This is a genomic window from Enterobacter cloacae complex sp. R_G8 (assembly GCF_024599795.1).
GTDB classification, from domain to species: domain Bacteria; phylum Pseudomonadota; class Gammaproteobacteria; order Enterobacterales; family Enterobacteriaceae; genus Enterobacter; species Enterobacter dissolvens.
Genome location: NZ_CP102246.1, coordinates 3,614,213 through 3,641,142, shown reverse-complemented (window position 1 = coordinate 3,641,142; position 26,930 = coordinate 3,614,213). Strand labels below are relative to the sequence as shown.

At 56.7% G+C, this 26,930-nt stretch carries 26 protein-coding genes and 1 riboswitch; of the genes, 11 read left to right on the top strand and 15 right to left on the bottom strand.

Annotated elements, in window-relative coordinates:
* Positions 1–2,016: an excinuclease ABC subunit UvrB gene (gene uvrB / locus NQ842_RS17275; protein WP_257256126.1), complete on the top strand. Its 2,016-nt coding sequence runs from the start codon at positions 1–3 to the stop codon at positions 2,014–2,016.
* 73 nt (positions 2,017–2,089) lie between these two features.
* Here the strand turns inward: uvrB and yvcK are convergent, their stop codons facing one another.
* Positions 2,090–2,998 carry a uridine diphosphate-N-acetylglucosamine-binding protein YvcK gene (yvcK, locus tag NQ842_RS17270; RefSeq protein WP_194516563.1) on the bottom strand — a complete coding sequence of 303 codons (909 nt, stop codon included), beginning with the start codon at positions 2,996–2,998 and terminating at the stop codon, positions 2,090–2,092.
* A gap of 226 nt (positions 2,999–3,224) precedes the next feature.
* Positions 3,225–3,359: riboswitch (molybdenum cofactor riboswitch) on the top strand.
* On the opposite strand from yvcK, the gene moaA reads away from it, so the two are divergent.
* From moaA to NQ842_RS17240, 6 genes are all read left to right on the top strand, one after another.
* Positions 3,347–4,336, top strand: coding sequence for a GTP 3',8-cyclase MoaA (moaA, locus tag NQ842_RS17265; RefSeq protein ID WP_014831147.1), 990 nt, complete (start codon positions 3,347–3,349; stop codon positions 4,334–4,336). It overlaps the preceding riboswitch by 13 nt.
* A gap of 24 nt (positions 4,337–4,360) precedes the next feature.
* The gene (moaB, locus tag NQ842_RS17260) at positions 4,361–4,873 is read left to right on the top strand and encodes a molybdenum cofactor biosynthesis protein B (protein WP_194516564.1); all 513 of its coding nucleotides are present in this window, start codon (positions 4,361–4,363) and stop codon (positions 4,871–4,873) included.
* 3 nt (positions 4,874–4,876) lie between these two features.
* Entirely contained in the window at positions 4,877–5,362 is a 486-nt protein-coding gene (gene moaC, locus NQ842_RS17255; RefSeq protein WP_013097492.1) for a cyclic pyranopterin monophosphate synthase MoaC, read from the top strand.
* Positions 5,355–5,600: a molybdopterin synthase sulfur carrier subunit gene (gene moaD / locus NQ842_RS17250; protein ID WP_194516565.1), complete on the top strand. Its 246-nt coding sequence runs from the start codon at positions 5,355–5,357 to the stop codon at positions 5,598–5,600. Before moaC ends, moaD begins: the two co-directional genes overlap by 8 nt.
* Position 5,601: 1 nt before the next feature.
* Positions 5,602–6,054 (top strand): molybdopterin synthase catalytic subunit MoaE, encoded by a 453-nt coding sequence (gene moaE, locus NQ842_RS17245; protein ID WP_046888731.1) that lies wholly within the window; start codon positions 5,602–5,604, stop codon positions 6,052–6,054.
* A gap of 58 nt (positions 6,055–6,112) precedes the next feature.
* Positions 6,113–6,820: a Bax inhibitor-1/YccA family protein gene (locus tag NQ842_RS17240; RefSeq protein ID WP_014831151.1), complete on the top strand. Its 708-nt coding sequence runs from the start codon at positions 6,113–6,115 to the stop codon at positions 6,818–6,820.
* A 105-nt stretch (positions 6,821–6,925) separates the two neighbouring features.
* On the opposite strand, the gene NQ842_RS17235 is transcribed toward NQ842_RS17240, so the two are convergent.
* Genes NQ842_RS17235 through NQ842_RS17225 form a run of 3 tightly spaced genes read right to left on the bottom strand, consistent with a single transcriptional unit; the run spans position 6,926 to position 9,884 of the window.
* Positions 6,926–7,888 carry a YbhN family protein gene (locus NQ842_RS17235; RefSeq protein ID WP_014831152.1) on the bottom strand — a complete coding sequence of 321 codons (963 nt, stop codon included), beginning with the start codon at positions 7,886–7,888 and terminating at the stop codon, positions 6,926–6,928.
* Positions 7,888–9,126, bottom strand: coding sequence for a cardiolipin synthase ClsB (gene clsB, locus NQ842_RS17230; RefSeq protein WP_194516566.1), 1,239 nt, complete (start codon positions 9,124–9,126; stop codon positions 7,888–7,890). Before clsB ends, NQ842_RS17235 begins: the two co-directional genes overlap by 1 nt.
* Positions 9,123–9,884, bottom strand: a complete 762-nt coding sequence (locus NQ842_RS17225) for an endonuclease/exonuclease/phosphatase family protein (protein WP_083021204.1) — start codon at positions 9,882–9,884, stop codon at positions 9,123–9,125. The genes clsB and NQ842_RS17225 overlap by 4 nt, the downstream gene beginning before the upstream one ends.
* Positions 9,885–10,017: 133 nt before the next feature.
* On the opposite strand from NQ842_RS17225, the gene NQ842_RS17220 reads away from it, so the two are divergent.
* Positions 10,018–10,428, top strand: a complete 411-nt coding sequence (locus NQ842_RS17220) for a YbhQ family protein (RefSeq protein ID WP_014831155.1) — start codon at positions 10,018–10,020, stop codon at positions 10,426–10,428.
* Here the strand turns inward: NQ842_RS17220 and NQ842_RS17215 are convergent.
* The 5 genes from NQ842_RS17215 to cecR are packed head-to-tail and all read right to left on the bottom strand — an operon-like array spanning position 10,390 to position 16,030.
* On the bottom strand, positions 10,390–11,496 hold the full coding sequence (locus NQ842_RS17215; RefSeq protein ID WP_014831156.1) for an ABC transporter permease: 1,107 nt from the start codon (positions 11,494–11,496) through the stop codon (positions 10,390–10,392). The two genes, NQ842_RS17220 and NQ842_RS17215, sit on opposite strands and share 39 nt — an antisense overlap.
* A gap of 9 nt (positions 11,497–11,505) precedes the next feature.
* Positions 11,506–12,639 (bottom strand): ABC transporter permease, encoded by a 1,134-nt coding sequence (locus NQ842_RS17210; RefSeq protein ID WP_020684986.1) that lies wholly within the window; start codon positions 12,637–12,639, stop codon positions 11,506–11,508.
* The gene (locus NQ842_RS17205) at positions 12,629–14,368 is read right to left on the bottom strand and encodes an ATP-binding cassette domain-containing protein (RefSeq protein ID WP_014831158.1); all 1,740 of its coding nucleotides are present in this window, start codon (positions 14,366–14,368) and stop codon (positions 12,629–12,631) included. The genes NQ842_RS17210 and NQ842_RS17205 overlap by 11 nt, the downstream gene beginning before the upstream one ends.
* Entirely contained in the window at positions 14,361–15,356 is a 996-nt protein-coding gene (hlyD, locus tag NQ842_RS17200) for a secretion protein HlyD (protein ID WP_257256125.1), read from the bottom strand. Before hlyD ends, NQ842_RS17205 begins: the two co-directional genes overlap by 8 nt.
* Positions 15,353–16,030, bottom strand: coding sequence for a transcriptional regulator CecR (gene cecR / locus NQ842_RS17195; protein WP_257256124.1), 678 nt, complete (start codon positions 16,028–16,030; stop codon positions 15,353–15,355). Before cecR ends, hlyD begins: the two co-directional genes overlap by 4 nt.
* A gap of 205 nt (positions 16,031–16,235) precedes the next feature.
* Between cecR and rhlE the strand changes: the two genes are divergently transcribed.
* Positions 16,236–17,588: an ATP-dependent RNA helicase RhlE gene (gene rhlE / locus NQ842_RS17190; protein ID WP_063412255.1), complete on the top strand. Its 1,353-nt coding sequence runs from the start codon at positions 16,236–16,238 to the stop codon at positions 17,586–17,588.
* A gap of 97 nt (positions 17,589–17,685) precedes the next feature.
* Positions 17,686–19,863 (top strand): ATP-dependent DNA helicase DinG, encoded by a 2,178-nt coding sequence (gene dinG, locus NQ842_RS17185; RefSeq protein WP_096928644.1) that lies wholly within the window; start codon positions 17,686–17,688, stop codon positions 19,861–19,863.
* Here dinG and NQ842_RS17180 read toward each other — a convergent pair.
* The 5 genes from NQ842_RS17180 to NQ842_RS17160 all read right to left on the bottom strand — a co-directional run bounded on the left by NQ842_RS17180 (position 19,850) and on the right by NQ842_RS17160 (position 25,205).
* Entirely contained in the window at positions 19,850–20,350 is a 501-nt protein-coding gene (locus tag NQ842_RS17180; protein WP_043951587.1) for a fimbrial protein, read from the bottom strand. The two genes, dinG and NQ842_RS17180, sit on opposite strands and share 14 nt — an antisense overlap.
* Before the next feature lie 10 nt (positions 20,351–20,360).
* Positions 20,361–21,350 carry a fimbrial protein gene (locus tag NQ842_RS17175; RefSeq protein WP_043951748.1) on the bottom strand — a complete coding sequence of 330 codons (990 nt, stop codon included), beginning with the start codon at positions 21,348–21,350 and terminating at the stop codon, positions 20,361–20,363.
* A gap of 17 nt (positions 21,351–21,367) precedes the next feature.
* Positions 21,368–23,863 carry a fimbria/pilus outer membrane usher protein gene (locus NQ842_RS17170; protein WP_257256122.1) on the bottom strand — a complete coding sequence of 832 codons (2,496 nt, stop codon included), beginning with the start codon at positions 23,861–23,863 and terminating at the stop codon, positions 21,368–21,370.
* 72 nt (positions 23,864–23,935) lie between these two features.
* Complete coding sequence (locus NQ842_RS17165; RefSeq protein ID WP_046888738.1) at positions 23,936–24,610, bottom strand: molecular chaperone; 675 nt, start codon at positions 24,608–24,610, stop codon at positions 23,936–23,938.
* Positions 24,611–24,671: 61 nt separating this feature from the next.
* Complete coding sequence (locus NQ842_RS17160; RefSeq protein ID WP_014831169.1) at positions 24,672–25,205, bottom strand: fimbrial protein; 534 nt, start codon at positions 25,203–25,205, stop codon at positions 24,672–24,674.
* A gap of 225 nt (positions 25,206–25,430) precedes the next feature.
* Between NQ842_RS17160 and ybiB the strand changes: the two genes are divergently transcribed.
* Complete coding sequence (gene ybiB, locus NQ842_RS17155) at positions 25,431–26,393, top strand: DNA-binding protein YbiB (RefSeq protein ID WP_192544119.1); 963 nt, start codon at positions 25,431–25,433, stop codon at positions 26,391–26,393.
* Between the two features lie 114 nt (positions 26,394–26,507).
* Here ybiB and ybiJ read toward each other — a convergent pair whose 3' ends face one another.
* Positions 26,508–26,768, bottom strand: a complete 261-nt coding sequence (gene ybiJ / locus NQ842_RS17150; protein WP_013097471.1) for a DUF1471 family protein YbiJ — start codon at positions 26,766–26,768, stop codon at positions 26,508–26,510.
* Positions 26,769–26,930 lie beyond the last annotated feature (162 nt).

Below are 26,930 nucleotides of genomic sequence, written 5' to 3'. Positions count from 1 at the left end.
ATGAGTAAACCGTTCAAATTGAATTCCGCTTTCCGTCCTTCAGGCGACCAGCCTGAGGCGATCCGTCGTCTTGAAGAAGGGCTGGAAGATGGGCTGGCACACCAGACGCTGCTGGGGGTGACCGGTTCGGGGAAAACCTTCACCATCGCCAACGTTATCGCTGACCTGCAACGCCCCACCATGGTGCTGGCGCCCAACAAAACGCTGGCGGCGCAGCTGTACGGCGAGATGAAAGAGTTCTTCCCGGAGAATGCCGTCGAGTATTTCGTCTCGTATTACGATTACTACCAGCCAGAAGCCTATGTGCCGAGCTCTGACACCTTTATCGAGAAAGATGCCTCGGTGAACGAACACATTGAGCAGATGCGTCTGTCGGCGACCAAGGCGCTGCTGGAGCGTCGTGATGTGGTGGTGGTCGCATCGGTGTCTGCCATCTACGGTCTGGGCGACCCGGATCTCTACCTGAAGATGATGCTGCACCTGACGCAGGGGATGATTATCGATCAGCGCGCGATTTTGCGCCGTCTGGCGGAGCTGCAGTACACCCGTAACGACCAGGCGTTCCAGCGCGGTACGTTCCGCGTGCGCGGCGAGGTTATCGATATCTTCCCGGCGGAATCGGACGATATTGCACTGCGCGTTGAGCTGTTTGATGAAGAGGTGGAGCGCCTGTCGCTGTTTGACCCGCTCACAGGCCACGTCGAGTCCGTCGTTCAGCGCTACACCATCTACCCAAAAACGCACTACGTAACACCACGCGAGCGTATTGTGCAGGCGATGGAAGAGATCAAAGAGGAGCTGGCGGAACGCCGTAAGGTGCTGCTGGCGAACAACAAGCTGCTCGAAGAGCAACGCTTAAGCCAGCGTACCCAGTTCGATCTGGAGATGATGAACGAGCTGGGCTACTGCTCCGGTATCGAAAACTACTCACGTTTGCTCTCCGGTCGTGGGCCGGGCGAGCCGCCGCCGACGCTGTTTGACTACCTTCCGGCGGACGGGTTGCTGGTGATCGACGAATCCCACGTCACGATCCCGCAGATCGGCGGGATGTATCGCGGTGACCGCGCGCGTAAAGAGACGCTGGTGGAGTACGGCTTCCGCCTGCCGTCGGCGCTGGACAACCGTCCGATGAAGTTTGAAGAGTTTGAAGCGCTGGCACCGCAAACCATTTACGTTTCGGCGACGCCGGGCAACTACGAGCTGGAGAAATCGGGCGATGAGGTGGTTGATCAGGTGGTTCGTCCAACCGGGCTGCTGGATCCGGTCATTGAAGTGCGTCCGGTTGCGACCCAGGTGGACGATCTGCTCTCCGAGATCCGCGCCCGTTCGGCAATCAACGAGCGCGTGCTGGTCACCACGTTGACCAAACGTATGGCGGAAGACCTGACTGAATACCTGGAAGAACACGGCGAGAAGGTGCGTTATCTGCACTCGGATATCGATACCGTGGAGCGTATGGAGATTATCCGCGACCTGCGTCTGGGCGAGTTTGACGTGCTGGTAGGGATCAACCTGTTGCGAGAAGGTCTGGATATGCCGGAAGTCTCGCTGGTGGCCATCCTTGACGCCGACAAAGAGGGCTTCCTGCGTTCAGAGCGCTCGCTGATCCAGACCATTGGCCGCGCCGCGCGTAACGTCAACGGTAAAGCGATTCTCTACGGCGATAAAATCACCCCGTCGATGGCGAAAGCGATTGGCGAAACGGAACGCCGTCGCGAGAAACAGCAGCGCTACAACGAAGAGCACGGCATTACGCCGCAGGGTCTGAACAAGAAGGTGGTGGATATTCTGGCGCTGGGTCAGAACATTGCGAAGACCAAAGCGAAAGGACGCGGCAAGGCGCGTTCCGTGGTGGAGGAAGATACCGTCGCGCTGACGCCGAAAGCGCTGCAGCAGAAAATCCACGAGCTGGAAGCGCAGATGATGCAGCACGCCCAGAACCTGGAGTTCGAAGAGGCAGCGCAAATTCGCGACCAGTTGCATCAGTTGCGGGATCTTTTCATCGCCGCATCTTAGGTAAAGCAGCGTGTTTTCGCCCTCTCCCTGTGGGAGAGGGCCGGGTGAGGGCATCAGGCCGCACAAAACGAGCCTAACCCAACTCCTGAATCGCCTTCTCCAGCGCGTCACGCAACAGGTGACGGTCATGCCGGTATTTAATGTCGCTCGCTTCCAGCGGCTCCTGAATCACCACGCGATTGCCAATACCCGACACATCGACTTTCGGTCCTACGACAACCCCATCGATGATTTTCTTCCCGACGTACTGCTCCATCAGCTCCAGTTTATCCGCAAGCGACAGGCTGGCCGCTGCCGGACTCAATTCGCGGCCTAAATTACCGATGTACACCATCGGGGCGGGCGTTCTGCGCAGGGCCTGCGCCAGCTCTTTCACCAGTAAAATCGGCATCAGGCTGGTGTAAAAACTGCCCGGGCCAATCAGGATCAAATCCGCCTCGGCGATGGCCTCAACCGCTTCGCGCGTGGCGGGAACGGCCGGGTAAGTCATCAGCTCTTTCGGCGGCAGCGTAAGCTGGTCGATGTTCACTTCGCCGTATACTTCATGCCCTTCCACGTCGATGGCCATCAAATCGACCGGTTGTTCAGACATCGGGATCAGGAACGCATCCACTTTGAGCAGATTACGGATGAGATTGATCGCTTCCAGCGGGCGCACGCTCAGGTGATCCAGCGCTTTAAGCATCAAATTTCCAAGGTTATGTCCGGAAAGTTCCCCATTACCGCCAAAACGGTACTCAAACATCGCCGAGGCGACGCTCGGTTCGGTAATTAACTGGTTCAGGCAGTTACGCATATCGCCCCAGGCAATTCCGCCTTCTGCACGTCGGATCCGCCCCGTAGAGCCGCCGTTATCCGTTGTTGTTACTATCCCTGTCAGTCTTGACCCGAGTGACGACAAAGAAGACATCACACGGCCCAGACCGTGGCCTCCGCCCAGTGCCACTACCCGGTCAAGATCCGCAAAAGTGCGATTGCGCATACATATTCCTTATCACGTTCGATCTGCGTAACAGTACCCTAACTACCCCTAAAAGACGATGCCTCAGCCAGGGCAAAATGACGTATATCAATGCGAATCTGCTGTTTTGGCGTATTCTGTAACGAAAATGCACGATCAGGTCGCTATATACATATTTATATAGCGTTAAGCGGTAATGGCGAAAGGGTGATTTACGCGCTACTATCGCCATAACCACGTTTTCAAATTTGAAAACATACACTCTAGCCCTGGCGCCTGTGTCGAAAGATATGGCGCCCTGGCCGTGGCAACTATGCCACCAGGGTACAGAAAGAAATGACTGTGCCTCCCGTATCTGGAAAGGTGTACATGGCTTCACAACTTACTGATGCTTTCGCGCGTAAGTTTTACTACTTACGTCTGTCGATTACCGATGTGTGTAACTTCCGTTGCACCTACTGTCTGCCCGACGGCTACAAACCGGGCAGCGTCACCAATAACGGCTTTCTCTCCGTGGATGAAGTTCGCCGCGTTACGCGCGCGTTCTCGGAACTCGGCACGGAAAAAGTGCGTCTGACCGGCGGAGAACCTTCGCTGCGCCGTGACTTCCCCGACATTATTGCCGCTGTCCGTGAAAACGAACGCATCCGTCAGATTGCGGTGACCACCAATGGCTACCGTATGGCGCGCGATGTCGCCACCTGGCGTGATGCGGGCTTAACGGCCATTAACGTCAGCGTGGACAGCCTGGATGCCCGTCAGTTTCACGCCATTACCGGCCAGGATAAATTCCAGCAGGTGATGGACGGTATCGATGCCGCGTTTACCGCCGGGTTCGATAAGGTCAAAGTCAACACCGTGCTGATGCGTGACGTAAACCATCATCAGCTCGATACCTTCCTGGCGTGGATCAAATCCCGCCCCATTCAACTGCGGTTTATTGAGCTCATGGAGACGGGGGAGGGCAGCGAACTGTTCCGCCGCCATCACATCTCCGGCATGGTGTTGCGCGATGAGCTGCTGAAACGCGGCTGGATCCACCAGATCCGCCAGCGCAGCGACGGCCCGGCGCAGGTCTTTTGTCACCCGGATTACGAAGGGGAGATTGGGCTTATCATGCCTTACGAGAAAGATTTCTGCGCCAGCTGTAACCGCCTGCGCGTCTCCTCGGTGGGCAAACTGCATCTGTGTCTGTTCGGGGATGGCGGCGTTAACCTTCGCGATCTGCTGGAAGACGATGTGCAACAGGCCGCGCTGGAAGCGCGTATTTCTGAGGCGCTGACGCATAAAAAACAGACCCACTTCCTGCATCAGGGCAACACCGGCATTACTCAGAACCTGTCATACATTGGCGGGTAATCAGGCTTAAGAAGGAACCAGAAGATGAGTCAGGTCAGCGCGGAATTTATCCCGACACGTATTGCCATCCTTACCGTTTCCGACCGTCGTGGCGAAGAGGATGACACCTCCGGCCACTGGCTGCGCGAAGCCGCCCATGACGCCGGGCATAAGATCGTCGATAAAGCGATCGTCAAAGAGAACCGCTACGCCATACGCGCGCAGGTCTCCCGGTGGATTGCCAGCGATGAGGTGCAGGTGGTGTTGATCACCGGCGGCACCGGTTTTACCGCAGGTGACCAGGCGCCAGAGGCGCTGATCCCGCTGTTCGACCGCGAGGTAGAAGGCTTCGGCGAAGTGTTTCGCATGCTGTCGTTCGAAGAGATTGGTACCTCGACGCTGCAGTCACGTGCGGTGGCGGGCATGGCGAACAACACCCTGATATTCGCCATGCCGGGCTCGACCAAAGCCTGCCGCACCGCGTGGGAAAACATTATCGCCCCGCAGCTGGATGCCCGCACCCGTCCGTGTAATTTTCATCCCCATTTAAAGAAATAAGCTATGTCGCAACTGACCCACATTAACGCCGCTGGCGAAGCGCATATGGTGGACGTTTCCGCCAAGGCCGAAACGGTCCGCGAGGCGCGTGCCGAAGCGTTCGTTACCATGCTGCCAGACACCCTGGCGATGATTATCGACGGCAGCCACCATAAGGGGGATGTCTTTGCCACTGCCCGCATCGCCGGGATCCAGGCGGCGAAACGCACCTGGGACTTAATTCCGCTCTGCCACCCGCTGATGCTCAGCAAGGTGGAGGTCAATCTTCAGGCCCAGCCAGAGCACAACCGCGTGCGCATCGAATCGCTGTGTCGTTTAACCGGTAAAACGGGCGTGGAGATGGAAGCGCTGACGGCGGCGTCCGTTGCTGCGCTGACCATCTACGACATGTGCAAAGCGGTGCAGAAAGATATGGTGATTGGCCCGGTTCGTCTGCTGGCGAAAAGCGGCGGCAAATCCGGTGATTTTAAGGTGGACAGCCATGATTAAGGTGCTCTTTTTTGCTCAGGTGCGTGAACTGGTGAATACCGACAGCCTGACGCTGGACGCGACGTTTAAAGACGTTGCCGCACTGCGTGCGCATCTGGCGACGCAAAGCGACCGTTGGGCGCTGGCGCTGGATGAAGGGAAGCTGCTGGCCGCCGTCAACCAGACGCTGGTGGAGTTTACCCATCCGCTGGCGGCAGGTGATGAAGTGGCCTTCTTCCCACCGGTGACGGGGGGTTAAGATGGCTGATACGCGAATTCTGGTTGGCCCTGAGCGCTTTAACGTCGGTACGGAATATCACTGGCTGGCAGAGCGCGATGAAGACGGTGCTGTGGTGACCTTCACCGGTAAAGTGCGTAACCACAACCTTGGCGACAGCGTAAAAGCGCTGACGCTGGAACACTATCCGGGCATGACCGAAAAATCGCTGGCTGCGATCGTCGAAGAGGCGCGAGGCCGCTGGCCGCTCGGGCGTGTGACGGTTATCCACCGCATCGGTGAGATGTGGCCGGGCGAGGAGATCGTTTTCGTGGGGGTGACCAGCGCCCATCGCGGCAGCGCGTTTGCCGCCGGGGAGTTCATCATGGATTACCTGAAAACCAAAGCCCCGTTCTGGAAACGTGAAGCGACGCCGGAGGGGGAGCGGTGGGTTGAATCGCGCGACAGCGACAAACAGGCCGCCAGCCGTTGGTAACAGGTTTATGTGGATGTGTTAGTCTTAACGTGTGTGTCAACTTAATCAGGAGTGAATCATGGACCGATTTCCGCGTTCCGATTCGATAGTACAGCAGACCCGTAGCGGCCTGCAGACGTATATGGCTCAGGTTTATGGCTGGATGACGGTGGGCTTACTGCTTACCGCATTTATCGCGTGGTATGCGGCCAATACCCCTGAACTGATGATGTTTATCTTTTCCAGCAAAATCACCTTCTTTGGGCTGATCATTGCGCAACTGGCACTGGTGTTTGTGCTCTCCGGGCTGGTACAGAAGCTGAGTGCCGGGATGGCGACCACCCTGTTTATGCTCTATTCGGCACTGACGGGGCTGACGCTTTCCAGCATTTTCATCGTCTATACCTACTCCTCTATTGCCAGCACCTTTGTGGTCACCGGCGGGATGTTTGGTGTGATGAGCCTGTACGGTTACACCACCAAACGTGACCTCAGCGGTCTCGGCAACATGCTGTTCATGGGGCTTATCGGGATTGTGCTGGCGTCGCTGGTGAACCTGTGGCTGAAGAGCGACGCGCTGATGTGGGCGGTGACCTATATCGGGGTGGTGATTTTCGTTGGCTTAACCGCCTACGACACTCAGAAGCTGAAAAACATCGGCGAGCAGATTGACGTGCGCGACAGTTCCAACCTGCGTAAATACTCAATTCTGGGCGCCCTGACGCTGTATCTGGACTTCATCAACCTGTTCCTGATGCTGCTGCGTATTTTCGGCAACCGTCGTTAAGGTAGCTTTGCGAGGTGGCGGTGCGGTCTGGTGCCCTCACCCTGACCCTCTCCCACGGGAGAGGGAACAAACACTAAAAACGGCAACAAAGTTGCCGTTTTGCTTTTATTTTGCCATCGCCTTCTCGTTCTTCGCTCTTAGCTTCTTCGCCCGGCTCTCAAGCACCAGATAACAGACCGTGGCCAGCGCCAGCGGCAGGAAGTAATAGAGCATGCGGTAGGCGAGCAGGGCGGCGATAATCGTCCCATGAGATACATGTTCTCCGGCAAGCAGGGCGATAAATACCGCTTCCAGCACCCCAATCCCGGCCGGAATATGGACGATCACCCCGGCGATACTGCTCACCAGCAGCACCCCCAGCACGAAGAAATAGTTCACCTCTTCGCCAATGAGCAGCCAGATAATTGCCCCCATCGCCATCCAGTTGGCGCTGGAGACCGCCATCTGCAGCACGGCAAACTTCCATGAGGGTAACACCAGCTTTTGCCCTTTGATGGTCATATGGCGGCGTCTGGCAAAGGCGCAGGCCCAGAGATACAGGGCGATAATGAGCAGGAGCGCGAAACCCAAAATCCGCAGCGTGGCTTCATCGATATACCAGTGTGCGGGCAACTGTACCACGCCGATGGTAAAGATCACCCCACCCAGCAGAATATAACCCAGCCAGTTGGTGGTAATGCTCAGCGAAAATATACGCGTGATGGTCCCACCGGGCAGTCCCAGGCGCGAGTACAGGCGATAGCGCATGCCAATCCCCCCAACCCAGGTGCTGAGCGTCAGGTTAAAGGCGTAGCAGATAAACGACACCAGCATGACCTGGCGTTTTGCCAGCTTGTGGCCGCAGTAGGCGCGGCCCAGCAGGTCGTAGCAGCCGTACATCAGATAGCTGACAATCACCAGCCCAACTGCTCCCAGCAGCACCATCCGGTTGTAGTTGCGGATAACTTTCCACACCTCTTCCCAGTCCACCTTTTGCGCGTAAACCACCAGCAGCACCGCAACGGCAATAAAAAACAGCCAGGTCAGGATCTTTTTCGCCATTCGCCAGCGTGGATGTGATTTAGACATCAGGTTTTCCCTCCATCTTCCGCCTCAATGCGGTCCTGGGTTTCCATCTCGGGTTGAACAGGCGGATCCACCAGCGCAAGTTTCGGGGTATGCGCCGGCAGCCAGCCTACCATCGCCGGGAAATGGCGCAGGAAGTGGAACACCACTACGCTGATCCCCAGATTCCACCAGGTGCGTTTAGGCACCATGGACTCGTCCACGCGCACGCAGTCGTTCACGATCAGCCCCTGCAGGTTATCCCGCAGGGTCTGGTTAAACTGGCGATCGTGAATGATCAGGTTCGCTTCCAGGTTGAGCGACAGGCTCAGCGGATCGAGGTTACTGGAGCCGACGGTTGCCCAGTGATCGTCCATCAGCGCGACTTTGCCGTGCAGCGGTCGGCGACGGTACTCGTAGATCTGCACTCCGCCTTTGAGCAGGTAGTTATAGAGCAGCCGCGCGCCGACTTTGACGATGGGCATATCCGGCTCGCCCTGCACAATCAGCTTCACGCGGACGCCGCGTCGGGCAGCACTGCGCATGGCGTGCAGCAGACGGTAGCCCGGGAAGAAGTAGGCGTTGGCGATGATCACTTCGCGTTTGGCATTCGCCAGCATTTTCAGGTAGTGGCGCTCAATATCGTCCCGGTGCTCGCCGTTATCCCGCCAGACGAACAGCGCCTGCGCTTCGCCGGGCTTCCGGTTCTCTTCCGGGCGATGACGGCGCTTCCACCAGCGCCGGGCGGCCTCTTTGCCGGGCAAGTTTTCCAGTTCAAACAGCAAAATGTCCTGAACCACAGGCCCTTCGATGCGGATGGCGTAATCCTGTTTGGCCTCCGGGCCGTAGTCAGACATATGCTCGGCGGAGTAGTTAATGCCACCGACAAACGCCACCGTCTCATCAACGACGACGATTTTGCGGTGCATCCGGCGAAAGAGATTGGTACGCATGCCGAACAGGCGAGGGCCGGGATCGTAGTAGCGGAACACGACGCCTGCGGCGGTGAGCTCATTCACGAACGTATCGCTGAGATCGGGCGAGCCATAGCCATCCAGCAGCGCTTCAATTTTGACGCCGCGCTGGGCGGCGCGCAGCAGCACGCTGTGCAACTGTTTGCCAACCTCATCTTCGAACCAGATAAAGGTTTCGAGGATCACTTTATGCTGCGCGCGGTCTATCGCGTCAAAAACGGCCGGGTAGTACTGATCGCCATTTTCCAGCAGCGTGATCCGGTTGCCTTCCTGCCAGGTACATTTCATAAGTGGATCTCCGCGCTCAGCGGGGCATGGTCGGAAAGGTGACGCCAGTTGAGCAACGCCAGCGCGGTCGGGCTGCTGGCGTGGGCGTTTTTCACATAAATGCGGTCAAGTCTCAGCAGCGGGAAACGCACCGGAAATGTGCGCGCAGGTCTGCCGTGCGCGCGGGTGAAAATCTCCTCCAGCCCGGCCTCCACTTTCAGGGGATGGTTAGCTCGCTGCCGCCAGTCGTTAAAATCGCCGGCCACCACCACCGGTTCACCGTCGGGCAGGGCGTTGGTCCACTCGGCCAGCATCTGCAGCTGCGCCTGCCGGTGCGCTTCCCGCAGACCAAGATGGACGCAGCCAACATGCACCGGAAAATCGAGGTCTGGCGGGGTGATACGGCAGTAAAGTAGCCCACGCTTTTCGCTTTCGCCGACGGAGACGTCCCGGTTCTCGTAATGTTCAATGGGATAACGCGACAGCACCGCATTTCCGTGATGACCTTCAGGATAGACCGCATTGCGGCCGTAAGCGTAATCACTCCACATGGTGTCGGCCAGAAATTCGTAATGGGGCGTGTCGGGCCAGTTTTCGAAGTGCATCGGATGGACCTCGTGCGCGCCCATCACTTCCTGCAGGCAGACAATGTCCGCGCTGACGGTGCGAACCGCGTCGCGCAGCTCCGGTAAAATGAAGCGGCGATTAAATGCTGTGAAGCCTTTATGAATGTTTATCGTCAGCACTTTAAGCGAGAAATGCTGCATTTTTGTGGTCATAAGCTCCTTCCTGAGTGACTATCCCGATGAAAATAAAGTGTAGTCGTCGTCACAAAAAGATGCGGTGTTACGGAATTTTCCGTAAAGTGCGGTAGTCTGATTAAGCAGAGAAAAATCCTTCAGGAGAGAAGCCATGAAGTGGCAACAACGTGTTCGTGTCGCAACAGGTCTAAGTTGCTGGCAGATAATGTTGCATTTACTGGTCGTGGCCGTACTGGTGATGGGCTGGATGAGCGGCACGCTGGTGCGTGTTGGCTTAGGACTATGCGTCCTCTATGGCGTCACCGTGCTGTCGATGTTGTTCCTGCAGCGCCATCATGAAGCGCGCTGGCGCGAGGTGGGTGATGTGCTCGAAGAGCTCACCACCACCTGGTACTTTGGTGCCGCGATGATTGTGCTGTGGCTGCTGTCCCGCGTGCTGCAAAACAACCTGCTGCTGGCGCTGGCCGGTCTGGCCATTCTTGCAGGGCCTGCGGTGGTCTCTTTGCTGGCCAAAGAGAAAAAGCTACGCAATGTTGCGTCTAAACATCGCGTACGCCACTGAACCCGTCGTGGCCGCTATGACCAGTAGCGGCCACAAACTTCCCCAGATAATATCCAGACTCGCATCCTTCAGATAAATTTGCTTGGTGATATCCGTAAAGTGACGAATCGGGTTTATCCACGTCAGATCCTGTAACCACACCGGCATATTCTCAACTGGCGAAACATACCCGGAGAGCAGGATGGCCGGCATCATAAAGACGAACACGCCAATAAACGCCTGCTGCTGCGTGGAGCAGAGCGCGGAAATCAGCAAGCCAAACCCGACCAGCGACAGCCCGTAGATCACCATCGTGAAGTAGAACAGCGCCAGCGACCCGGCAAACGGGATCTGGTAGGCCCAGATCCCTACGCCCAGCACGATGGTGGCCTGGAACGTGGCAACAATCAGGGCGGGAACCGCTTTACCGACGAAGATTTGCCAGGTCGCCAGCGGGGAGACCAGAAGCTGATCGAGCGTACCTTGCTCGCGTTCGCGGGCGACGGACAGGGAGGTGACGATCATCACCCCAATGGTGGTGATCATGGCGATCAGCGAGGGCACCACAAACCATTTGTAGTCCAGGTTTGGGTTGTACCAGTTACGTACCACCAGCTCGCTGTTGTTGGGCTTCGGTTTTCCCTCCATCAGCTCCTGCTGATAATCCTTCACCACCTGTTGCAGGTAGTTCGCGGCAATCTGGGCGCTGTTGGAGTTACGCCCGTCGAGGATCAACTGCATGGGCGCGGGCTGGAAGGTGTCCAGATTGCGGGAAAAATCGGCCGGAAAACGCACCAGCAGCAGCGCTTTCTGGGTATCGATGGTCGGCTGGATCGCCTGCGGGCTTTTCAGCAGCAGGATATGGGTAAACGCCTTCGCCCGGGCAAAGCGCTGGGTCAGCTCGACGGAATGTTTACCGTTGTCTTCGTTGTAAATCGCGATGGTGGCGTTGGTTACCTCAAGCGTGGCGGCAAAAGGAAACAGAAACACCTGGATGAGCACCGGTAACACCAGAATGGCGCGGGTTTGCGGCTCGCGCAGCAGCGATTGCAGCTCTTTGCGTATTAACGTCCATAAACGGTGAAACATGTTCGCTCCTTAATCCAGACGCCGTTTGGTTTTCATCCACGTCAGCCCAATAAACATCGCCGCCGACGCCAGCAAAAACAGGGTATTGATAATCAGCACTACCGGAATATTCCCTGCCAGGAACAGGCTTTGCAGCGTGCTGACGAAATAGCGCGCCGGAATAATGTAGGTCACGGCGCGGATCACCGCGGGCATGCTGTCTATCTGGAAGATAAACCCGGACAGCATAATCGACGGTAAAAAGGCGGCGTTCAGCGCCACCTGGGCGGCGTTAAACTGGTTGCGGGTGACGGTGGAGATGAGCAGCCCCATGCCCAACGTGCTCAGCAGAAACAGGCTGGTGATGAAAAAGAGCAGCACCAGCGAGCCGCGGTACGGCACCCCGAGGATAAACACCGAGACCAGCATACAGAGCAGCATCGCCAGCATGCCGAGGAAGTAGTAGGGGATAAGCTTACACAGCAGCAGCTCAAGGCGCGTCACTTCGGTTGAAAGCAGCGCCTCCATGGTGCCGCGCTCCCACTCGCGGGCAATCACCAGCGAGGTCAGGATTGCGCCAATCACCGTCATAATGATGGTGACCGCACCCGGGATAATAAAATGCTGGCTGATGGCGGCAGGGTTAAACCAGTAGCGCATCTGTACGTCGATCAGCGGTTCGAATGTTTCGCCCCGGTCTTCGGCGCGCTGCATCTGCCAGAGCTGCCAGATCCCCTCCACGTAGCCCTGGACAAAGTTGGCGGTATTCGGCTCGCTGCCGTCAGTGATCACCTGGATCGGCGCAGCGGTATCTGTCCGCGCCATGTTGGCGGCGAAATCGACCGGGATCACCACCAGACCGCGGATTTTCCCGGCCTGCATCTTCTGAATCAACTCCTGCCGGTTGTCGCTGATGGTGGCGTCAATGTAGGGCGAGCCGGTCATGGCGTGGGTGAAATCCAGCGCCTCTTCGCTCTGCTGCTCCAGTAAAATGCCGACCCGCAGTTTGCTGGAGTCGAGGTTGATCCCATAGCCGAAGATAAACAGCAGCAGAAGCGGGATGACCACCGCAATCAGCCAGCTGCTGGGGTCACGCACGATCTGACGCGTCTCTTTGATGCACAGCGCGCGCACCCGGCGCCAGGAAATCGCCTTATTGCGCATCGGCATTCTCCTTATCCCAGTCGTGGATGAGGGTGATAAACGCCTGCTCCATGGTCGGGTCCGGTACCTCGTTGTCTGCGGCCTGGGCTTTCAGGTCATCCGGCGTGCCGTGGGCAATCAGCTTGCCGCGATAGACCAGCCCGATGCGGTCGCAATACTCCGCCTCGTCCATAAAGTGGGTGGTTACCATCACCGTTACCCCTTTCTCCACCATGCTGTTGATGTGCAGCCAGAACTCGCGGCGGGTAAGGGGATCAACACCTGACGTGGGTTCATCCAGAAACAGAATATCGGGCTCGTGCATCAGCGAACAGGCCAGCGCCAGCCGCTGTTTGAAGCCAAGGGGGAGCTCATCTGTGGCGTGGGAAGCGATAGCTGTCAGGCCAAACGCCTCGCTCATGCGGTGGATTTTCTCGTCCTGGGCGCGCCCTCGCAGGCCGTAAACGCCGGAGAAAAAGCGCAGGTTCTGCTCGACCGTCAGGTTGCCGTACAGCGAGAACTTCTGCGCCATATACCCCAGATGCTGTCGCGCCTTGCCGGAGCTGACTTTCAAATCCATATCCAGCACCAGCGCTTTGCCGGACGTAGGCACCAGCAGGCCGCACATCATCTTAAAGGTGGTGGATTTCCCGGCGCCGTTTGGCCCGAGCAGGCCAAAAATTTCACCGCGCTTCACCGCGAAATTGACGTTATCGGTGGCGGCGAAATCACCAAACTTTTTGGTCAGGGATTTGGCTTCGATCACCGTCTCACCCGGCGTGCCTTCCACCGTGTGCAGGATCGCCCCGAGCGGTGATTCTGAGGTGCCCGCTCCGCCCAATAGATCGATAAACGCGTCCTCAAAGCGGGGAGCCGTCTCTTCCATCTCAATGTCAGGCATGCCCGGCGCGTGACGAATATCCGCTTCGGTCGCCTCTTTGGTCAGGATCACGCGCACCGAACGGCCCTGAATCATCCCGTCGCTGACCTGGGGCAGTTTCAGTACCCGCTGCAGCAGCGTGCGGTTCGACTCCTGCGGGCTGTGAAGCAGAAAACTGCGTCCGGCCATGCTTTGCGTCAGCTTCGTCGGTTCTCCCTGATAAAGCAGCTCGCCTTCGTTCATCAGCAGCACATCGCGACACTGCTCGGCTTCATCCAGATAGGAGGTGCTCCAGAGGATCAGCATTCCGTCACCGGCCAGCTCGTGCACCATCTGCCACAGCTCGCGGCGTGAAATGGGGTCCACGCCCACGCCGGGCTCATCCAGCAGCAGCACTTTCGGCTCGCCGACCAGCGTACAGGCCAGCCCCAGCTTTTGCTTCATCCCGCCGGAGAGCTTGCCCGCCAGGCGATCGGTGAAGGGACCGAGGGAGGTGAAGGCCAGCAGACGGGCGAAAGTCTGCTGACGGGTTTCACCGGTCACGCTGCGCAGATCCGCGTACAGATTAAGGTTCTCCATCACCGTCAGGTCTTCATAGAGACCAAACTTCTGCGGCATATAGCCGAGCATGGCGTGGAGTGCACCGTCATCTTTAATCGGATCGAGCCCGAGCACGCTGGCCGCCCCTTCATCGGGCTTAAGCAGGCCTGCCAGCATCCGCATCAACGTGGTTTTGCCTGCGCCGTCCGGGCCAACCAGCCCGGTCACATAGCCTTTCTGGATGGTACAGTTCAGCGGCGCGACGGCCGGTTTTTCCATGCCCGCGAAGCGTTTGACCAGATTGTCGAGCCGGATAACCGCGTCATTCATGTCGTTCCCCGTTGTTCACTTTTACGGTGACAGGCATGCCCTGACGCAGCGCGTCGTCCGCATCAGTGACGATGATGCGCAGGCGATACACCAGGTCGGTACGCAGATCCGGCGTTTCCACCGTTTTTGGCGTGAATTCAGCGGTGGGCGAAACAAAGCCCACTTTGCCGTGATACGGCTTATCCGGACGGCCATCGGTATAGAGCAGCAGCTCGCGACCCGGCTGCATCTGGCCGAGGTTTGGCTCATCAATGTAGGCGCGCACCCACACCGGACGAGTGAGCGACAGGGTTAAAACGGTGCTGCCGGCGTTGAGCATGCTGCCGGGTTCCACGGCGCGGGTCATCAGCGTGCCGTCTGACGGTGCCACCAGCGTGGTGTCGTGCAGATCGAGCTCCGCCTGGGCCAGCTGGGCCTGCGCCTGTTCAAGGCTGGCTTTGGCCTGGGCGATATCCTGCGGGCGGTTACCGGTGTGGTACTGACTCAGTTTGTCCTGCGCGGATTTCAGCGTTGCCTGAGCCTGATCGCGTGATGAACGGGCGTTTTCCAGATCGTTGGCCGAAATGGTGCGGCTTTTCCACAGCCCCTGCTGGCGGGCATAGAAATTCTGCGCATAGTCATAGGCCGCCTGCGCCTGTTTAACTGCGGCAGCAGCCTGGGCAATCTCTTCGTCACGATAACCGGCCAGCATCAGATCATATTGCGCCTGGGCGACGGAAACCCCGGCTTTTGCCTGCATCAGCGCGTTCTCGTAGGGCGCTTTATCCAGCATCCCCAGCGTCTGCCCGGTTTTGATGGTGTCGCCCTCATCCACGTTCAGCGACGCCAGCCGCCCCCCGACGCGGAAGCTCATATTCACGGTACGAATATCAACGTTACCGTACAGCGTCAGGCCGCGATCCTGATGGCTTTGATACCACAGCCAGCCACCGATGCCGGCGGCAAGCAAAACAACAACCACCAGAATGATGGCGACAGGTTTTTTCATGACTTCAGGCTCCTTTGCGTTAAGCCTTGCAGGATCAGATCGAGATGACAGGTGATAACCTGGCTAATCTGCGCGGCTTTATCCTCATCAAATTGTGTCCAGCCGGTGCGTAACAGAATCGTTTCTCGCCCCAGACGGAAGGCCAGAATCTCACCCAGCAGGGCGTGGGTATGCAAAATCGTTGCGGTATCGTTGGCGTCTTGCCCGGTATAGGCCGCGATCAGCCGGGTCAGGTGCGTGTGCATCGGGGCAATCACCTGGTCGTGCACCAACTGGTAGGCGACGGTAGGGGAGAGCTGTTCACGGGAGATAAATCGACTCAGGTTCAGCGTGTCGTCGTGCGTCAGCAGGCGGATCATGTTATGGCAGGCGTTGAGGATCAGCTGGCGGATGGCGTCACGATCGGGCGACGGCTGGCTGAGCAGCGCGGTGGCTTCCTCCACGTGCGGGTGAAACTGCGTGCCAATAAAATCGGCGATCCACTGCGCACAGGCGAGGTATAAATCCTCTTTTGAGCCAAAATAGTAGGGGATAGCCGCAATGTTTTGCCCGGCCTGCGCCGCGATATCCCGGGTGGTGGCATGCAAGCCATACTCACCAAACTGCGCCAGCGCGGCAGCAATAAGCTGGCTTTTGGCCTGTTCGCCTTTAGAGGTTGTCGGGGTTGTATTCATAGCGGCATTAAAAATTAATCAATCGATTGATTAAGATTATGCCTGATTAGCGAAATCGTCGAGGGAAGGTGGAGGGATATTTTATGCGCCACGTCACAAAAGCTGCTACACTCCGCCCCTTCGCGACATTGTGGTTTTTGTCCTCCTAATTGTTATATCTCCCTGAAAACTACACCTGTGATGGTCGGGGCGGTTCGGAGTTTTTATGTCTTTTGATTCCCTTGGCCTGAACCCGGAAATTCTGCGCGCGATCGCAGAGCAGGGCTACGTTGAGCCAACCCCAATCCAGCAGCAGGCCATCCCTGCCGTTCTGCAGGGCCGTGACCTGATGGCCAGTGCCCAGACCGGAACCGGTAAAACCGCAGGCTTCACCCTGCCACTGTTAGAGCTGCTGGTAAAAAATCAGCCGCACGCGAAGGGACGTCGTCCGGTTCGTGCGCTGATCCTCACCCCAACCCGCGAGCTGGCGGCGCAGATTGGCGAGAACGTGCGTGACTACAGCCGCTATCTCAACATTCGTTCGCTGGTGGTGTTCGGTGGTGTGAGCATCAACCCACAGATGATGAAACTGCGCGGCGGCGTGGACGTGCTGGTGGCAACGCCGGGCCGTCTGCTGGATCTGGAACACCAGAACGCCGTGAAGCTCGATAACGTCGAAATTCTGGTGCTGGACGAAGCCGACCGCATGCTGGACATGGGCTTTATCCACGATATTCGCCGCGTACTGGCTAAGCTCCCGCCGCGCCGTCAAAACCTGCTGTTCTCCGCGACCTTCTCCGACGAGATCAAGGCGCTGGCTGAAAAGCTGCTGCATAACCCGCTGGAAGTGGAAGTGGCGCGCCGCAACACCGCCTCTGAGCAAGTGACCCAGCACGTGCACTTCGTTGATAAAAAGCGTAAGCGGGAACTGCTCTCCCAGATGATTGGTCAGGGCAACTGGCAGCAGGTGCTGGTCTTTACCCGTACCAAGCACGGTGCAAACCACCTGGCGGAACAGCTGAACAAAGACGGTATTCGCAGTGCGGCCATCCACGGTAACAAGAGCCAGGGAGCGCGTACCCGTGCGCTGGCGGACTTTAAATCCGGTGATATCCGCGTGCTGGTGGCAACCGACATCGCTGCCCGTGGTCTGGACATTGAAGAGCTGCCGCACGTGGTGAACTACGAGCTGCCAAACGTGCCGGAAGACTATGTTCACCGTATCGGCCGTACCGGTCGTGCGGCCGCCACCGGTGAGGCGCTCTCGCTGGTCTGCGTGGATGAACACAAACTGCTGCGCGATATCGAACGTCTGCTGAAGAAAGAGATCCCGCGTATTGAAACGCCGGGGTACGAAGTGGATCCGTCCATTAAAGCGGAGCCAATTCAGAACGGTCGCCAGCAGCGTGGCGGCGGTGGACGCGGTCAGGGCGGCGGCCGTGGTCAGCAGCAGCCACGCCGTGCCGAAGGCGGCGCGCCGAAGTCGGGCAATAAACCGCCTCGCCGCGACAGCGAAGGGAAACCGGCAGGAGAAGGGCAGCGCCGTCGCCGTCCGCGTAAACCGGCTAACCCACAGTAATCTGGAAGCCCGGCCGTAAAGCCGGGCTTTTCTTTTTGCGGCGACGAAAAGAAAGTGCCACAATAGTGGCTGTTTATACAGTATTTCAGGTTTTCCGATGGCTTTAACCGCGGCGCTGAAAGCGCAGATTGGTGCCTGGTATAAGGCACTCCAGCAGCAGATCCCCGACTTTATCCCCCGGGCACCACAGCGGCAGATGATTGCCGATGTGGCAAAAACGCTCGCCGGTGACGACGGGCGACATCTGGCGATTGAAGCGCCAACCGGGGTCGGTAAAACCCTCTCTTATTTAATCCCGGGCATCGCTATTGCGCGGGAAGAACAAAAGACGCTGGTGGTCAGCACCGCTAACGTGGCGCTACAGGATCAGATCTTCAGCAAAGACCTGCCGCTGCTGCGCAAAATTATCCCCGAGCTGCGTTTTACCGCCGCCTTTGGCCGCGGACGTTATGTCTGCCCGCGTAACCTGGCGGCGCTCGCCAGCAGTGAGCCCACCCAGCAGGATCTGCTGGCGTTTCTTGATGACGAACTGACGCCAAACAACAAGGCGGAGCAGGAACAGTGCGCGAAGCTGAAAGCCGATCTCGACAGCTACAAGTGGGACGGTTTGCGCGATCACACCAGCCAGGCCATCGGCGATGACTTATGGCGCAGGCTCAGCACCGATAAAGCCAGCTGTCTTAACCGCAACTGTCACTATTACCGTGAGTGCCCGTTTTTTGTCGCCCGGCGGGAGATCCAGGAAGCGGAAGTGGTGGTCGCCAACCATGCGCTGGTGATGGCGGCGCTGGAAAGCGAAGCGGTGCTGCCGGAGCCGAAAAACCTGTTGCTGGTGCTTGATGAAGGCCACCATCTGCCCGACGTGGCGCGGGATGCGCTGGAGATGAGCGCTGAAATCACGGCGCCGTGGTTCCGCCTGCAGCTCGATTTGTTCTGCAAGCTGGTGGCCACCTGCATGGAGCAGTTCCGCCCGAAAACCACGCCGCCGCTGGCGGTGCCCGAGCGTCTGAGCGAACACTGCGAAGAGGTCTACAGCCTTATCTCGTCGCTGAACAACATCCTTAATCTGTATCTTCCGGCGACCCAGGAGGCCGAGCACCGTTTTGCCATGGGGGAGCTGCCGGACGAGGTGATGGAGATTTGCCAGCAGCTGGCGAAGCATCTGGAAAAGCTGCGCGGCCTGGCAGAGATGTTCTTAAACGATCTCAGTGAAAAGACCGGCACTCATGACGTGGTGCGTTTGCACCGTATTCTGCTGCAGATGAACCGTGCGCTGGGCATGTTTGAAGCACAGAGCAAACTCTGGCGGCTGGCTTCGATGGCGCAGGCGTCCGGTGCGCCGGTGACCAAATGGGCCACCCGGGAAGTGAGAGACGGGCAGGTACATCTCTTTTTCCACTGTGTGGGGATCCGCGTGGCCGATCAGCTGGAAAAGCTGATCTGGCGCAGCGTGCCACACGTGGTGGTGACCTCTGCGACCCTGCGTTCCCTCAACAGCTTCTCGCGGCTGCAGGAGATGAGTGGCCTGAAAGAAAAAGCGGGTGACCGCTTCGTGGCGCTGGACTCGCCGTTTAACCACTGCGAGCAGGGCAAGCTGGTGATCCCGCGCATGAATTATGAGCCGCTTATCGATAACGAAGAGCAGCACATAGCCGAAATGGCCGCCTATTTCCGCGAACAGGTCGAGAGTAAAAAATACCCCGGCATGCTGGTACTGTTTGCCAGCGGACGCGCCATGCAGCGCTTTCTGGAACATGTTACCGATCTGCGGTTACTGCTGCTGGTGCAGGGCGATCAGCCGCGCTACCGGCTGGTGGAACTCCACCGCCAGCGCATCGATAACGGTGAGCGCAGCGTGCTGGTGGGGCTGCAGTCTTTTGCTGAAGGACTCGATTTAAAAGGCGATTACCTGACGCAGGTGCACATTCATAAAATTGCCTTCCCGCCCATCGACAGCCCGGTGGTGATCACCGAAGGTGAGTGGCTCAAAAGCCTCAACCGCTATCCGTTTGAAGTGCAAAGTTTACCGGCAGCCTCGTTTAACCTCATTCAGCAGGTGGGGCGTCTTATCCGTAGCCACGGCTGCTGGGGGGAAGTGGTGATCTATGACAAACGTCTGCTCACCAAAAACTACGGGCAGCGCTTGCTGAATGCGTTGCCGGTATTCCCGATAGAACAGCCAGAGGTACCGGAAGTGAAAAAACGCCCGGCAAAACTGGCCGCCGGGCGTAAAAAAAGCATCCGTGCTAAGGGGCGCGGTCCTACTGGTAAGTAAAGGTGGCCTGAACAACGCTGCTGAACGTGCCCGCCGTCACGGGCATGGCGGTCGCGTAATAGCGTGCCGCCATGGGGAAGTCCGCGGTGTGGGTGCCGGCATCAATCACCACGCTGAATCGGGCCTGGGGGGCAAGCACGATATAATCCAGACGATCGGCCAGCTCTAACGCCACGCCTTTGGCGGTACCGCTATTGGCGAATTTAAAGGGGTGGTCCGTATCGCGCGGGCCGTCAACGGAAATGGTGGCAACCGTCAGCGTGGACGGACAGTTCGTGAGTGTTAAATCGAAATTTTTCCAGGGGCCGGTATCGCCGATATTTTTGAAATCAGTGGCGACAGCCTGTCCCAGATCCACCACCGTATTCTGGCTGGCGCTGTCTACCTGGCAGGTGCTCTCGTAAATATTCCCTTCGATATTGAGCGTGACGTCGGTCGCGCCCGCAGAGAGGCTCGTCAGCGCGAGTAAAAGGGGGAATGTTTTCATCATCGCTCCGTTACTGATATTCAAAATCGATTGTGGCAATCGTGTTGGCTTTTCCCGCAGTGACGGTGGCATCCGTCTGGTAATACTGCACGGCGAAGGGGATCACATCCGGAACGTCAGGTTCGGCTCTTCCACCGACCGGGATAGGGTAGTCATATCTCAGATCGACACCGTCAAGCAGCATTCTCACCCCGACGCCCGTGGCGCTGTCGCTGCCGGGCGTGAGGTTCAGTACATCCGCATACTGGCTATTGATGCCATTCGCGCTGGTCACCGAGGCCGTGAGGTTGACCTCTTCCGTGCAGGTGGCGGTGATATTGAAATACTTCCAGGGTGTATAGCTGCCCACGTGGGTAAATTGTGACACCGGGAAATCGCCGAGCGTGACCGTCAGATTTAAGGGATCGACAGAACAGGTCGCCGTTCTTTCGCTGACGGTGGCGGAATAGCGGCTTTTATTGCCTTCGCCAGAAATCCCAACCGAATTAAAAACACCGAATCCGTAGGGATCCTGCGAAACCGAAAGGGTTCCGGTCCCGATATGTGTCGCCGTTTTGATTAACTGCTGGGTATAGCTGAAAGAAAACGTTTGTCCGCTGTCGCTGCTGACTGTTCCTATGGGGGTTGCGGTGCTGTCGCATGAGTAACCGGTTCCGCGAATGATCTGCCCGTTGCTGTTCAGGAGCTCAATGCCGATGCCGTCAATATTGGTCGTGTAAACACCCGGCATGCCCGGCACTTCCGTTCCCGTTCCGTAATAGCAGGAAATAATGGTGTGACTGGTGAGCGTTCCGGTACAGCTGCCGTTAACAGTATGTGTTTTTGCTGAACCCGGGATAACGCTGCCAATATTGAGGGTCGTGGGTACAGAAAGCGTGCCGGCATCCAGGGTATAAGGCAGATCGTTGCTGTTACAGGTTGTCGCTGCATGGGCATGCGGTACCAGACCCACGCTCGTGAGCAAAACCAGCAACGCAAAGGCATATCTCAACATGTTCATTTTTTCCTCGGAAAGGTTCATACACACTGCGCCGTAATGTTAAGGACCGGATTCTGGTCTTCTACCGGCAGGTGATACGCTGCGGTGCAGTGGCTGTCGGCGGTTTTCCCCCAGCTGACGTTAATCGTGCCTGTCTCCTGCATACCGGTCAGATACACCTGGCCGCCATCCCCAACGATAAATTCACCCTCCTGACGGGCCTGAGAGGCCGTTGCCCCAAACGGTATCGGACGACCATCCGCACGTTTTAAGGTCATCAGCACCCGGCTGCCGACATGCGTTTCATAATGTGCACGCACGATGGCGCCGCGCGTCGGTGTCACCGTTCTGGCTGCCTGGTCAATATCAGCATTTCCTGGCAACGTCTCGGTATTCAGTGCGAGGGTGTTATGACGGTAAGGCGAAACGTACGGCACAATGGCGTAGCCACGAAAATCGGTGTTCACGCCTGTCTGATTAGTGATGTTCGTGTCGTCAGCGCCCGGCGCTTCGATCAGTGCGACGGTCTCACCCATTGGCTGACCAAGGGTGATGCCGTGAGCATGGGCGATCATGCTGCCCTGAAGACCGACGTTGAGCTGTTGCTGCTGGTTATCCTGCGAATACCCGGCGCTCACTTCACCATAGGTGCCTTTGTAATCGGCATTCAGACTGGTGCTGTCGCCGCTGCTCTGACTGTGGCCCTGCTGAACACCCCAGCTGAGGTTATTGCCGGCCAGCGCGGTGCCGTTCAGGCCCACGCTTTGGGTGGTTTCGTGCTTCGTGCTGTTCAGGTTGTAGTTCACCCAGGTGTTGCTGAGCCAGCGATCGAGCGGAACGGAGACGTTAAACGCGATCGTCTGCTCGCTGGTTTTCTCATTATTATCATCCCCGCTGTCACGCGTGTTTTTATCCAGTCCGTAACTCAGACCGTAGCTGATCCCGTGCCAGGTGTTGTTGTACCCGAGGTTCATCGAGGTCATCCCCTCGTTTGAATTCCAGTAGCTCTCTTTGACCAGGCTTAACGTCAGCGAACCCAACGAGCCGCCCAGGGACTGATCGACAGTGGCCTCTTCGCGGCTGCGTCGGGTGTCCGGCGTTTCCCAGTCATCATTGCGGGTATGGGAATCCAGGGTGTCCTGAAGGGTGTAGAACCCCTTGCTGTTATAGCGATAGCCAGCAATGGAAAAATGGGTGCCGGTGGTGGCGAAATCTTTGCTGTAGCGGATGCGCCAGGAGCGTCCGTCAGTGGGGGCCTGGTCCTGCATCTCTGATTTGGCGTCGGTGACATCCACCGAGAAGGCCCCGAGATCGCCGATATTTTTGCCGACTCCCAGCGCCAGCGCATCGTAATACTGGCTTGCCTGCACGCCGCCGTAAACCGTAAAGCCGTAAGGCAATCCGTAGATTGCCGTACCCTGCATAAACGGGGTTTTTTCGACGTCGTTGTCATAGCTGCGATAGCGTCCCGCGGTGAGGCTGTATTTAAAGCGGCCTTCACGCTGCAACACTGGCACTGATGCATAAGGCACCACAAAGTGCTGTTCGCTGCCGTCCGTCTCTTTGACGGTGACGTTTAAATCGCCGCTTCCGCCGGTGGGGTAGAGGTCGTTGATCTCAAACGCGCCGGGGGCGACATAGTTCTGGTAAATGACGTAACCGTTCTGGCGGACGATCACCTGGGCGTTACTGTGCGCCGTCCCGCGGATCACCGGCGCAAAGCCCTTCATGCTGTCCGGGAGCATGTCGTCATCCGAAGCGATCTGCGCCCCGGTGAAAGAGACGCTGTCAAACACGTCGGAAGGGGAAGAGCTTTGCCCTACTTTGAGGTTCCCGCCAAGGGCGATAATATCCCGCTGGGCATAGGTATAGACCGACGAAAACTGGCTCTCTGCGTCACCGTCACCGCTGGTTTTGCTCCAGGTGGAGTAGTTACGAAAACGCCATGCCCCGAGATTAAGACCCGGACGCAGGTTAAGAAACTCGCTGCGCTGATCGGTACCGTTTTCACCTTTGCCGCGGTTGTCCCCGGCGGTGAAGCTGTAATTGAGCAGCAGGGCGTTAATTCCCTCGTCATACTCCTGCGGGTCGACGTAATCACGCGGTACCTGGGTAATCGCGCTCTGCGGAATGCTTAACAGCAGCTGCTGCGGATTAACATGAAACGTTGCGCTGGCGGCAGGGATAACGCTCAGGTCAACGCACTGAGCCTTATCATCTATCCTGAATTTATCGATATTAATACCAAAGCTTTTTAGCTGAGCCGTGCTCAGGCACGGCTGCAGGGTTGATTTTCCGCTGGCGTCTTTCTTCAGCGTAAACTCAATCTCTTTGCTTGCCACTTTATTATTGTTGACGTAGACGTCAACGTGATATTTACCGGGAGCCTGACCGGGACCAATCTCATAAATACTGAGGTCGGTTTTACCCTGACCCGGGTTGTCGATATCCAGCAGCGCCGGATTGAAATAATCATCGGCGAGAACTTTTTGCACGCAAACACCCAACAGGGCACAACCTAATGCGATAAGCATTGATCGTCCGTGCTGTTTCGGTGGTTTGGTGGTGTATTCCCAGCGCATAATGATATTCAGAAATTCCGGAAGTTATTTAATCTGTGCGGTATATGACTGACTAATGCCGCCAAAGTCATTGATGATTTTCCAGGACACGGTGTGTGCTGTGATATTGGCTGGCATCGCGAAATGCGTTTCGCTTTTAGGTCCGGCATAGGTGGCTTTATCCACTTTTTTACCGTCGAGTTTTATTTCCTGGAAATTCATATAAAACGGCGTGGGGTTGTCGACAATAAGTTGATTACCCCGCGTGTGCCAGACTAATTGCGTGGTGACATCTTCCGGTTTGCCCGTAATACCCGACGGACGATAAAGCAGTTTAATGCGGGTTTTAATCGCGATCTGCAATGTATTAACGCTCTCATTACGCGCAGAAGAGGGAATGGATTTAATATTCAACCAGAACAGTGATTCGCGATCCGCTGGTAAATTCCCCCCGGTTCTGATGATGCGCAGAACGTTTTCTTGCTTCGCATCAAGGCGGAACAGAGGCGGTGTAATCAGAAACGGTGCTTTCTCGCGGGCATTATCTTCCGTTTCGACCCATGACTGCACAAGGTAGTCGAGGTTGTCCGGGTTGGTGATCCCAATGGAAGATTCTTTTTTATTTTCGGGATAGACCACGCGTGTGCCGCCGATGGTAATGCCGGCATGGGCGACAGAAGCAATAAATAAAAAGGAGGAGGCCAGAAGATATTTTCGCATAGTAATACCGTAATAAAGCAATAACAGATATTAGCCACTGGGGTAGCTAATATCCGTTTTATTAGTTGTAAACGATAGTGAAGGTCGAGGCGGCATTCGCCAGTCCGGCAGAAATAGCAGGTCCGGTCTGGATATAGCGTGCACCAAACTGCAAATCGTTCGTTGTGGTGCCTGGTGTGAGCGTATACGCCGCAGAGGCCGTATATAAACTCAGTGGGTTTTCAGTTTTATCAAGCAACTGAACACCGACTCCCGATGCCGTACCGGTTCCTGATGTCACAGCAAGGATATCCTTATTGTTACTGTCAGGCGTTCCGCCGAACGTTACCGAGGCGCTGGTCACCGTGTCAGGACAATCTTTAAGTTGAATACTAAAACGGGTTGTCGACGTCGTCGAACCACTTCCGGTAAATGCAGATTTAGAAACCTTACCTAATGACACATTAAGTGGATTACTTAAACCGTTCACCACAGTACATGCAGAGTCAATAATTTCGCCTGTGAAATTAATTTGACCTTCACCACTGGATGCAAATACAGAAACGGAAGCACACGCCATCCCGGCGACGATCCCCGCAATAATTAATTTTTTCATTTTAATCCTCTGAATGAAAGTTTGGTACTTCAGGTATTAATCATCACCTGGCTGATTAATTCGGCAGGAACTATCGCTGAGAATTATTTTTCGTTCAATTTATCTTCAGACCATTTTTACCCTCGAAGGGCGTTTGTCCGGGTGTCGGGAGAGAAAGGAAAATGATTACCCGCCAGGCATTTATCAGGGCTATAGTATCTGCAAAGAGCCGCAAGGAGAGATGTCGTGGATTATCGTAAAATTATCAAAGAGGTAGGGCGTGGAAAAAACCATGCCCGCGACCTGGATCAGGAAACTGCCCGTGCGCTGTACACCCATATGCTCAATGGCGACGTACCCGATCTGGAGATGGGCGGTATCCTGATTGCGCTACGTATCAAAGGTGAAGGCGAAGCGGAGATGCGTGGCTTCTATGAAGCGATGCAGGCGCAAACGCTGCGCTTAACGCCCCCGGTGGCGAAGCCAATGCCGATTGTCATTCCCACTTATAACGGCGCGCGTAAACAGGCGAATCTGACGCCACTGCTGGCTATTCTGCTGCATAAGCTGGGGTTCCCGGTGGTGGTCCATGGTGTCAGCGAAGATCCGACCCGGGTACTGACGGAGACCATCTTCGGCATGTTAGGTATCGAACCGACCCTGCACGCCGGGCAGGCGCAGGCGAAGCTGGATGGTCACCAGCCGGTCTATATTCCGGTTAAGGCGCTCTGCCCGCCGCTGGAAAAGCAGCTGGATATGCGCTGGCGCATGGGGGTGCGCAACAGTGCGCACACGCTTGCGAAACTGGCGACGCCGTTTGGCGAAGCGGATGCCCTGCGTCTCTCCAGCGTGTCGCATCCGGAGTACGTGGCGCGGGTGGGCAAGTTCTTCGAAGATATCGGCGGCCGGGCGCTGCTGATGCACGGCACCGAAGGTGAAGTTTACGCCAATCCGCAGCGCTGTCCGCAGTTAGTGCTGATTGATCCTGCCGGCACGCGACCTGTGCTGGAGCGTCAGGACGAGGCTGCTGATGTGATAGTGCCGGAAGCAAAAGATCCGCATACCACCGCGCACTGGATTGAACAGTGTCTTGCCGGTAATGTTCCGGTTCCGCACGCCATTAAACTGCAGATGGCCTGCTGCCTGCTGGCAACCGGGGAAGTGGATGCCGTCCAGGCAGGGTTAGCCCGCGTGGAAGAGATGTTTTAGGCAAAAAAAAGCCCGTCCAGTGGCGGACGGGCAAGCAAGGGTAACAACAGGGTCAATGAGGGTTGGAGCATCTCACCAGAGGGTACGGTGAGGGTGGAGCATTAATTCAGTCGATTATTTGTAGATAACCGCAGTGCCGCTCAGCTTGTTATTGCCGTTAGCGGAAGTGATGGTGTATCCGCTTGCGCCAGCCGCTGCCGCTTTCTCAGCCAGTTTGGCTTCCAGACCGTCCAGCGTGGTCGCGCCATCAGCACTCACCACACCTACTTTATTCATGTTCTGTGCCTGAGCAGAAGAAACTGGCTCTACAGCGAAAGCGCCAAAAGACAGAGCGGACAGGGCAACAGCAGCAACAGCATATTTGATGGTTTTCATAATTAATCTCTCGCAGGTTTTTCTGTTAAAGGGACGATGTTCCGTCGATGTGATAAGTATCACGTTTTTTTTCGGCAGATAAAATCGAAGAGAATTGACGTGGTTGCTCAAAAAAATTGAATGACAAATAACTTATTGAATATTAATAAATTCAGAAGGGCG

Coding starts and splice junctions, on each gene's coding strand:
- yvcK (WP_194516563.1), bottom strand. CDS start 2,998: ATGCGCAATCGCACTTTTGCGGATCTTGACCGGGTAGTGGCACTGGGC.
- clsB (WP_194516566.1), bottom strand. CDS start 9,126: ATGAAATGTACCTGGCAGGAAGGCAACCGGATCACGCTGCTGGAAAAT.
- ybiJ (WP_013097471.1), bottom strand. CDS start 26,768: ATGAAAACCATCAAATATGCTGTTGCTGCTGTTGCCCTGTCCGCTCTG.
- NQ842_RS17235 (WP_014831152.1), bottom strand. CDS start 7,888: ATGTCTAAATCACATCCACGCTGGCGAATGGCGAAAAAGATCCTGACC.
- NQ842_RS17215 (WP_014831156.1), bottom strand. CDS start 11,496: ATGTTTCACCGTTTATGGACGTTAATACGCAAAGAGCTGCAATCGCTG.
- NQ842_RS17175 (WP_043951748.1), bottom strand. CDS start 21,350: ATGAACATGTTGAGATATGCCTTTGCGTTGCTGGTTTTGCTCACGAGC.
- moaB (WP_194516564.1), top strand. CDS start 4,361: ATGAGTCAGGTCAGCGCGGAATTTATCCCGACACGTATTGCCATCCTT.
- cecR (WP_257256124.1), bottom strand. CDS start 16,030: ATGAATACAACCCCGACAACCTCTAAAGGCGAACAGGCCAAAAGCCAG.
- hlyD (WP_257256125.1), bottom strand. CDS start 15,356: ATGAAAAAACCTGTCGCCATCATTCTGGTGGTTGTTGTTTTGCTTGCC.
- NQ842_RS17170 (WP_257256122.1), bottom strand. CDS start 23,863: ATGCTTATCGCATTAGGTTGTGCCCTGTTGGGTGTTTGCGTGCAAAAA.
- NQ842_RS17220 (WP_014831155.1), top strand. CDS start 10,018: ATGAAGTGGCAACAACGTGTTCGTGTCGCAACAGGTCTAAGTTGCTGG.
- uvrB (WP_257256126.1), top strand. CDS start 1: ATGAGTAAACCGTTCAAATTGAATTCCGCTTTCCGTCCTTCAGGCGAC.
- rhlE (WP_063412255.1), top strand. CDS start 16,236: ATGTCTTTTGATTCCCTTGGCCTGAACCCGGAAATTCTGCGCGCGATC.
- NQ842_RS17180 (WP_043951587.1), bottom strand. CDS start 20,350: ATGAAAACATTCCCCCTTTTACTCGCGCTGACGAGCCTCTCTGCGGGC.
- NQ842_RS17160 (WP_014831169.1), bottom strand. CDS start 25,205: ATGAAAAAATTAATTATTGCGGGGATCGTCGCCGGGATGGCGTGTGCT.
- NQ842_RS17165 (WP_046888738.1), bottom strand. CDS start 24,610: ATGCGAAAATATCTTCTGGCCTCCTCCTTTTTATTTATTGCTTCTGTC.
- moaC (WP_013097492.1), top strand. CDS start 4,877: ATGTCGCAACTGACCCACATTAACGCCGCTGGCGAAGCGCATATGGTG.
- NQ842_RS17240 (WP_014831151.1), top strand. CDS start 6,113: ATGGACCGATTTCCGCGTTCCGATTCGATAGTACAGCAGACCCGTAGC.
- moaD (WP_194516565.1), top strand. CDS start 5,355: ATGATTAAGGTGCTCTTTTTTGCTCAGGTGCGTGAACTGGTGAATACC.
- NQ842_RS17225 (WP_083021204.1), bottom strand. CDS start 9,884: ATGACCACAAAAATGCAGCATTTCTCGCTTAAAGTGCTGACGATAAAC.
- NQ842_RS17205 (WP_014831158.1), bottom strand. CDS start 14,368: ATGAATGACGCGGTTATCCGGCTCGACAATCTGGTCAAACGCTTCGCG.
- moaE (WP_046888731.1), top strand. CDS start 5,602: ATGGCTGATACGCGAATTCTGGTTGGCCCTGAGCGCTTTAACGTCGGT.
- dinG (WP_096928644.1), top strand. CDS start 17,686: ATGGCTTTAACCGCGGCGCTGAAAGCGCAGATTGGTGCCTGGTATAAG.
- NQ842_RS17210 (WP_020684986.1), bottom strand. CDS start 12,639: ATGCGCAATAAGGCGATTTCCTGGCGCCGGGTGCGCGCGCTGTGCATC.
- moaA (WP_014831147.1), top strand. CDS start 3,347: ATGGCTTCACAACTTACTGATGCTTTCGCGCGTAAGTTTTACTACTTA.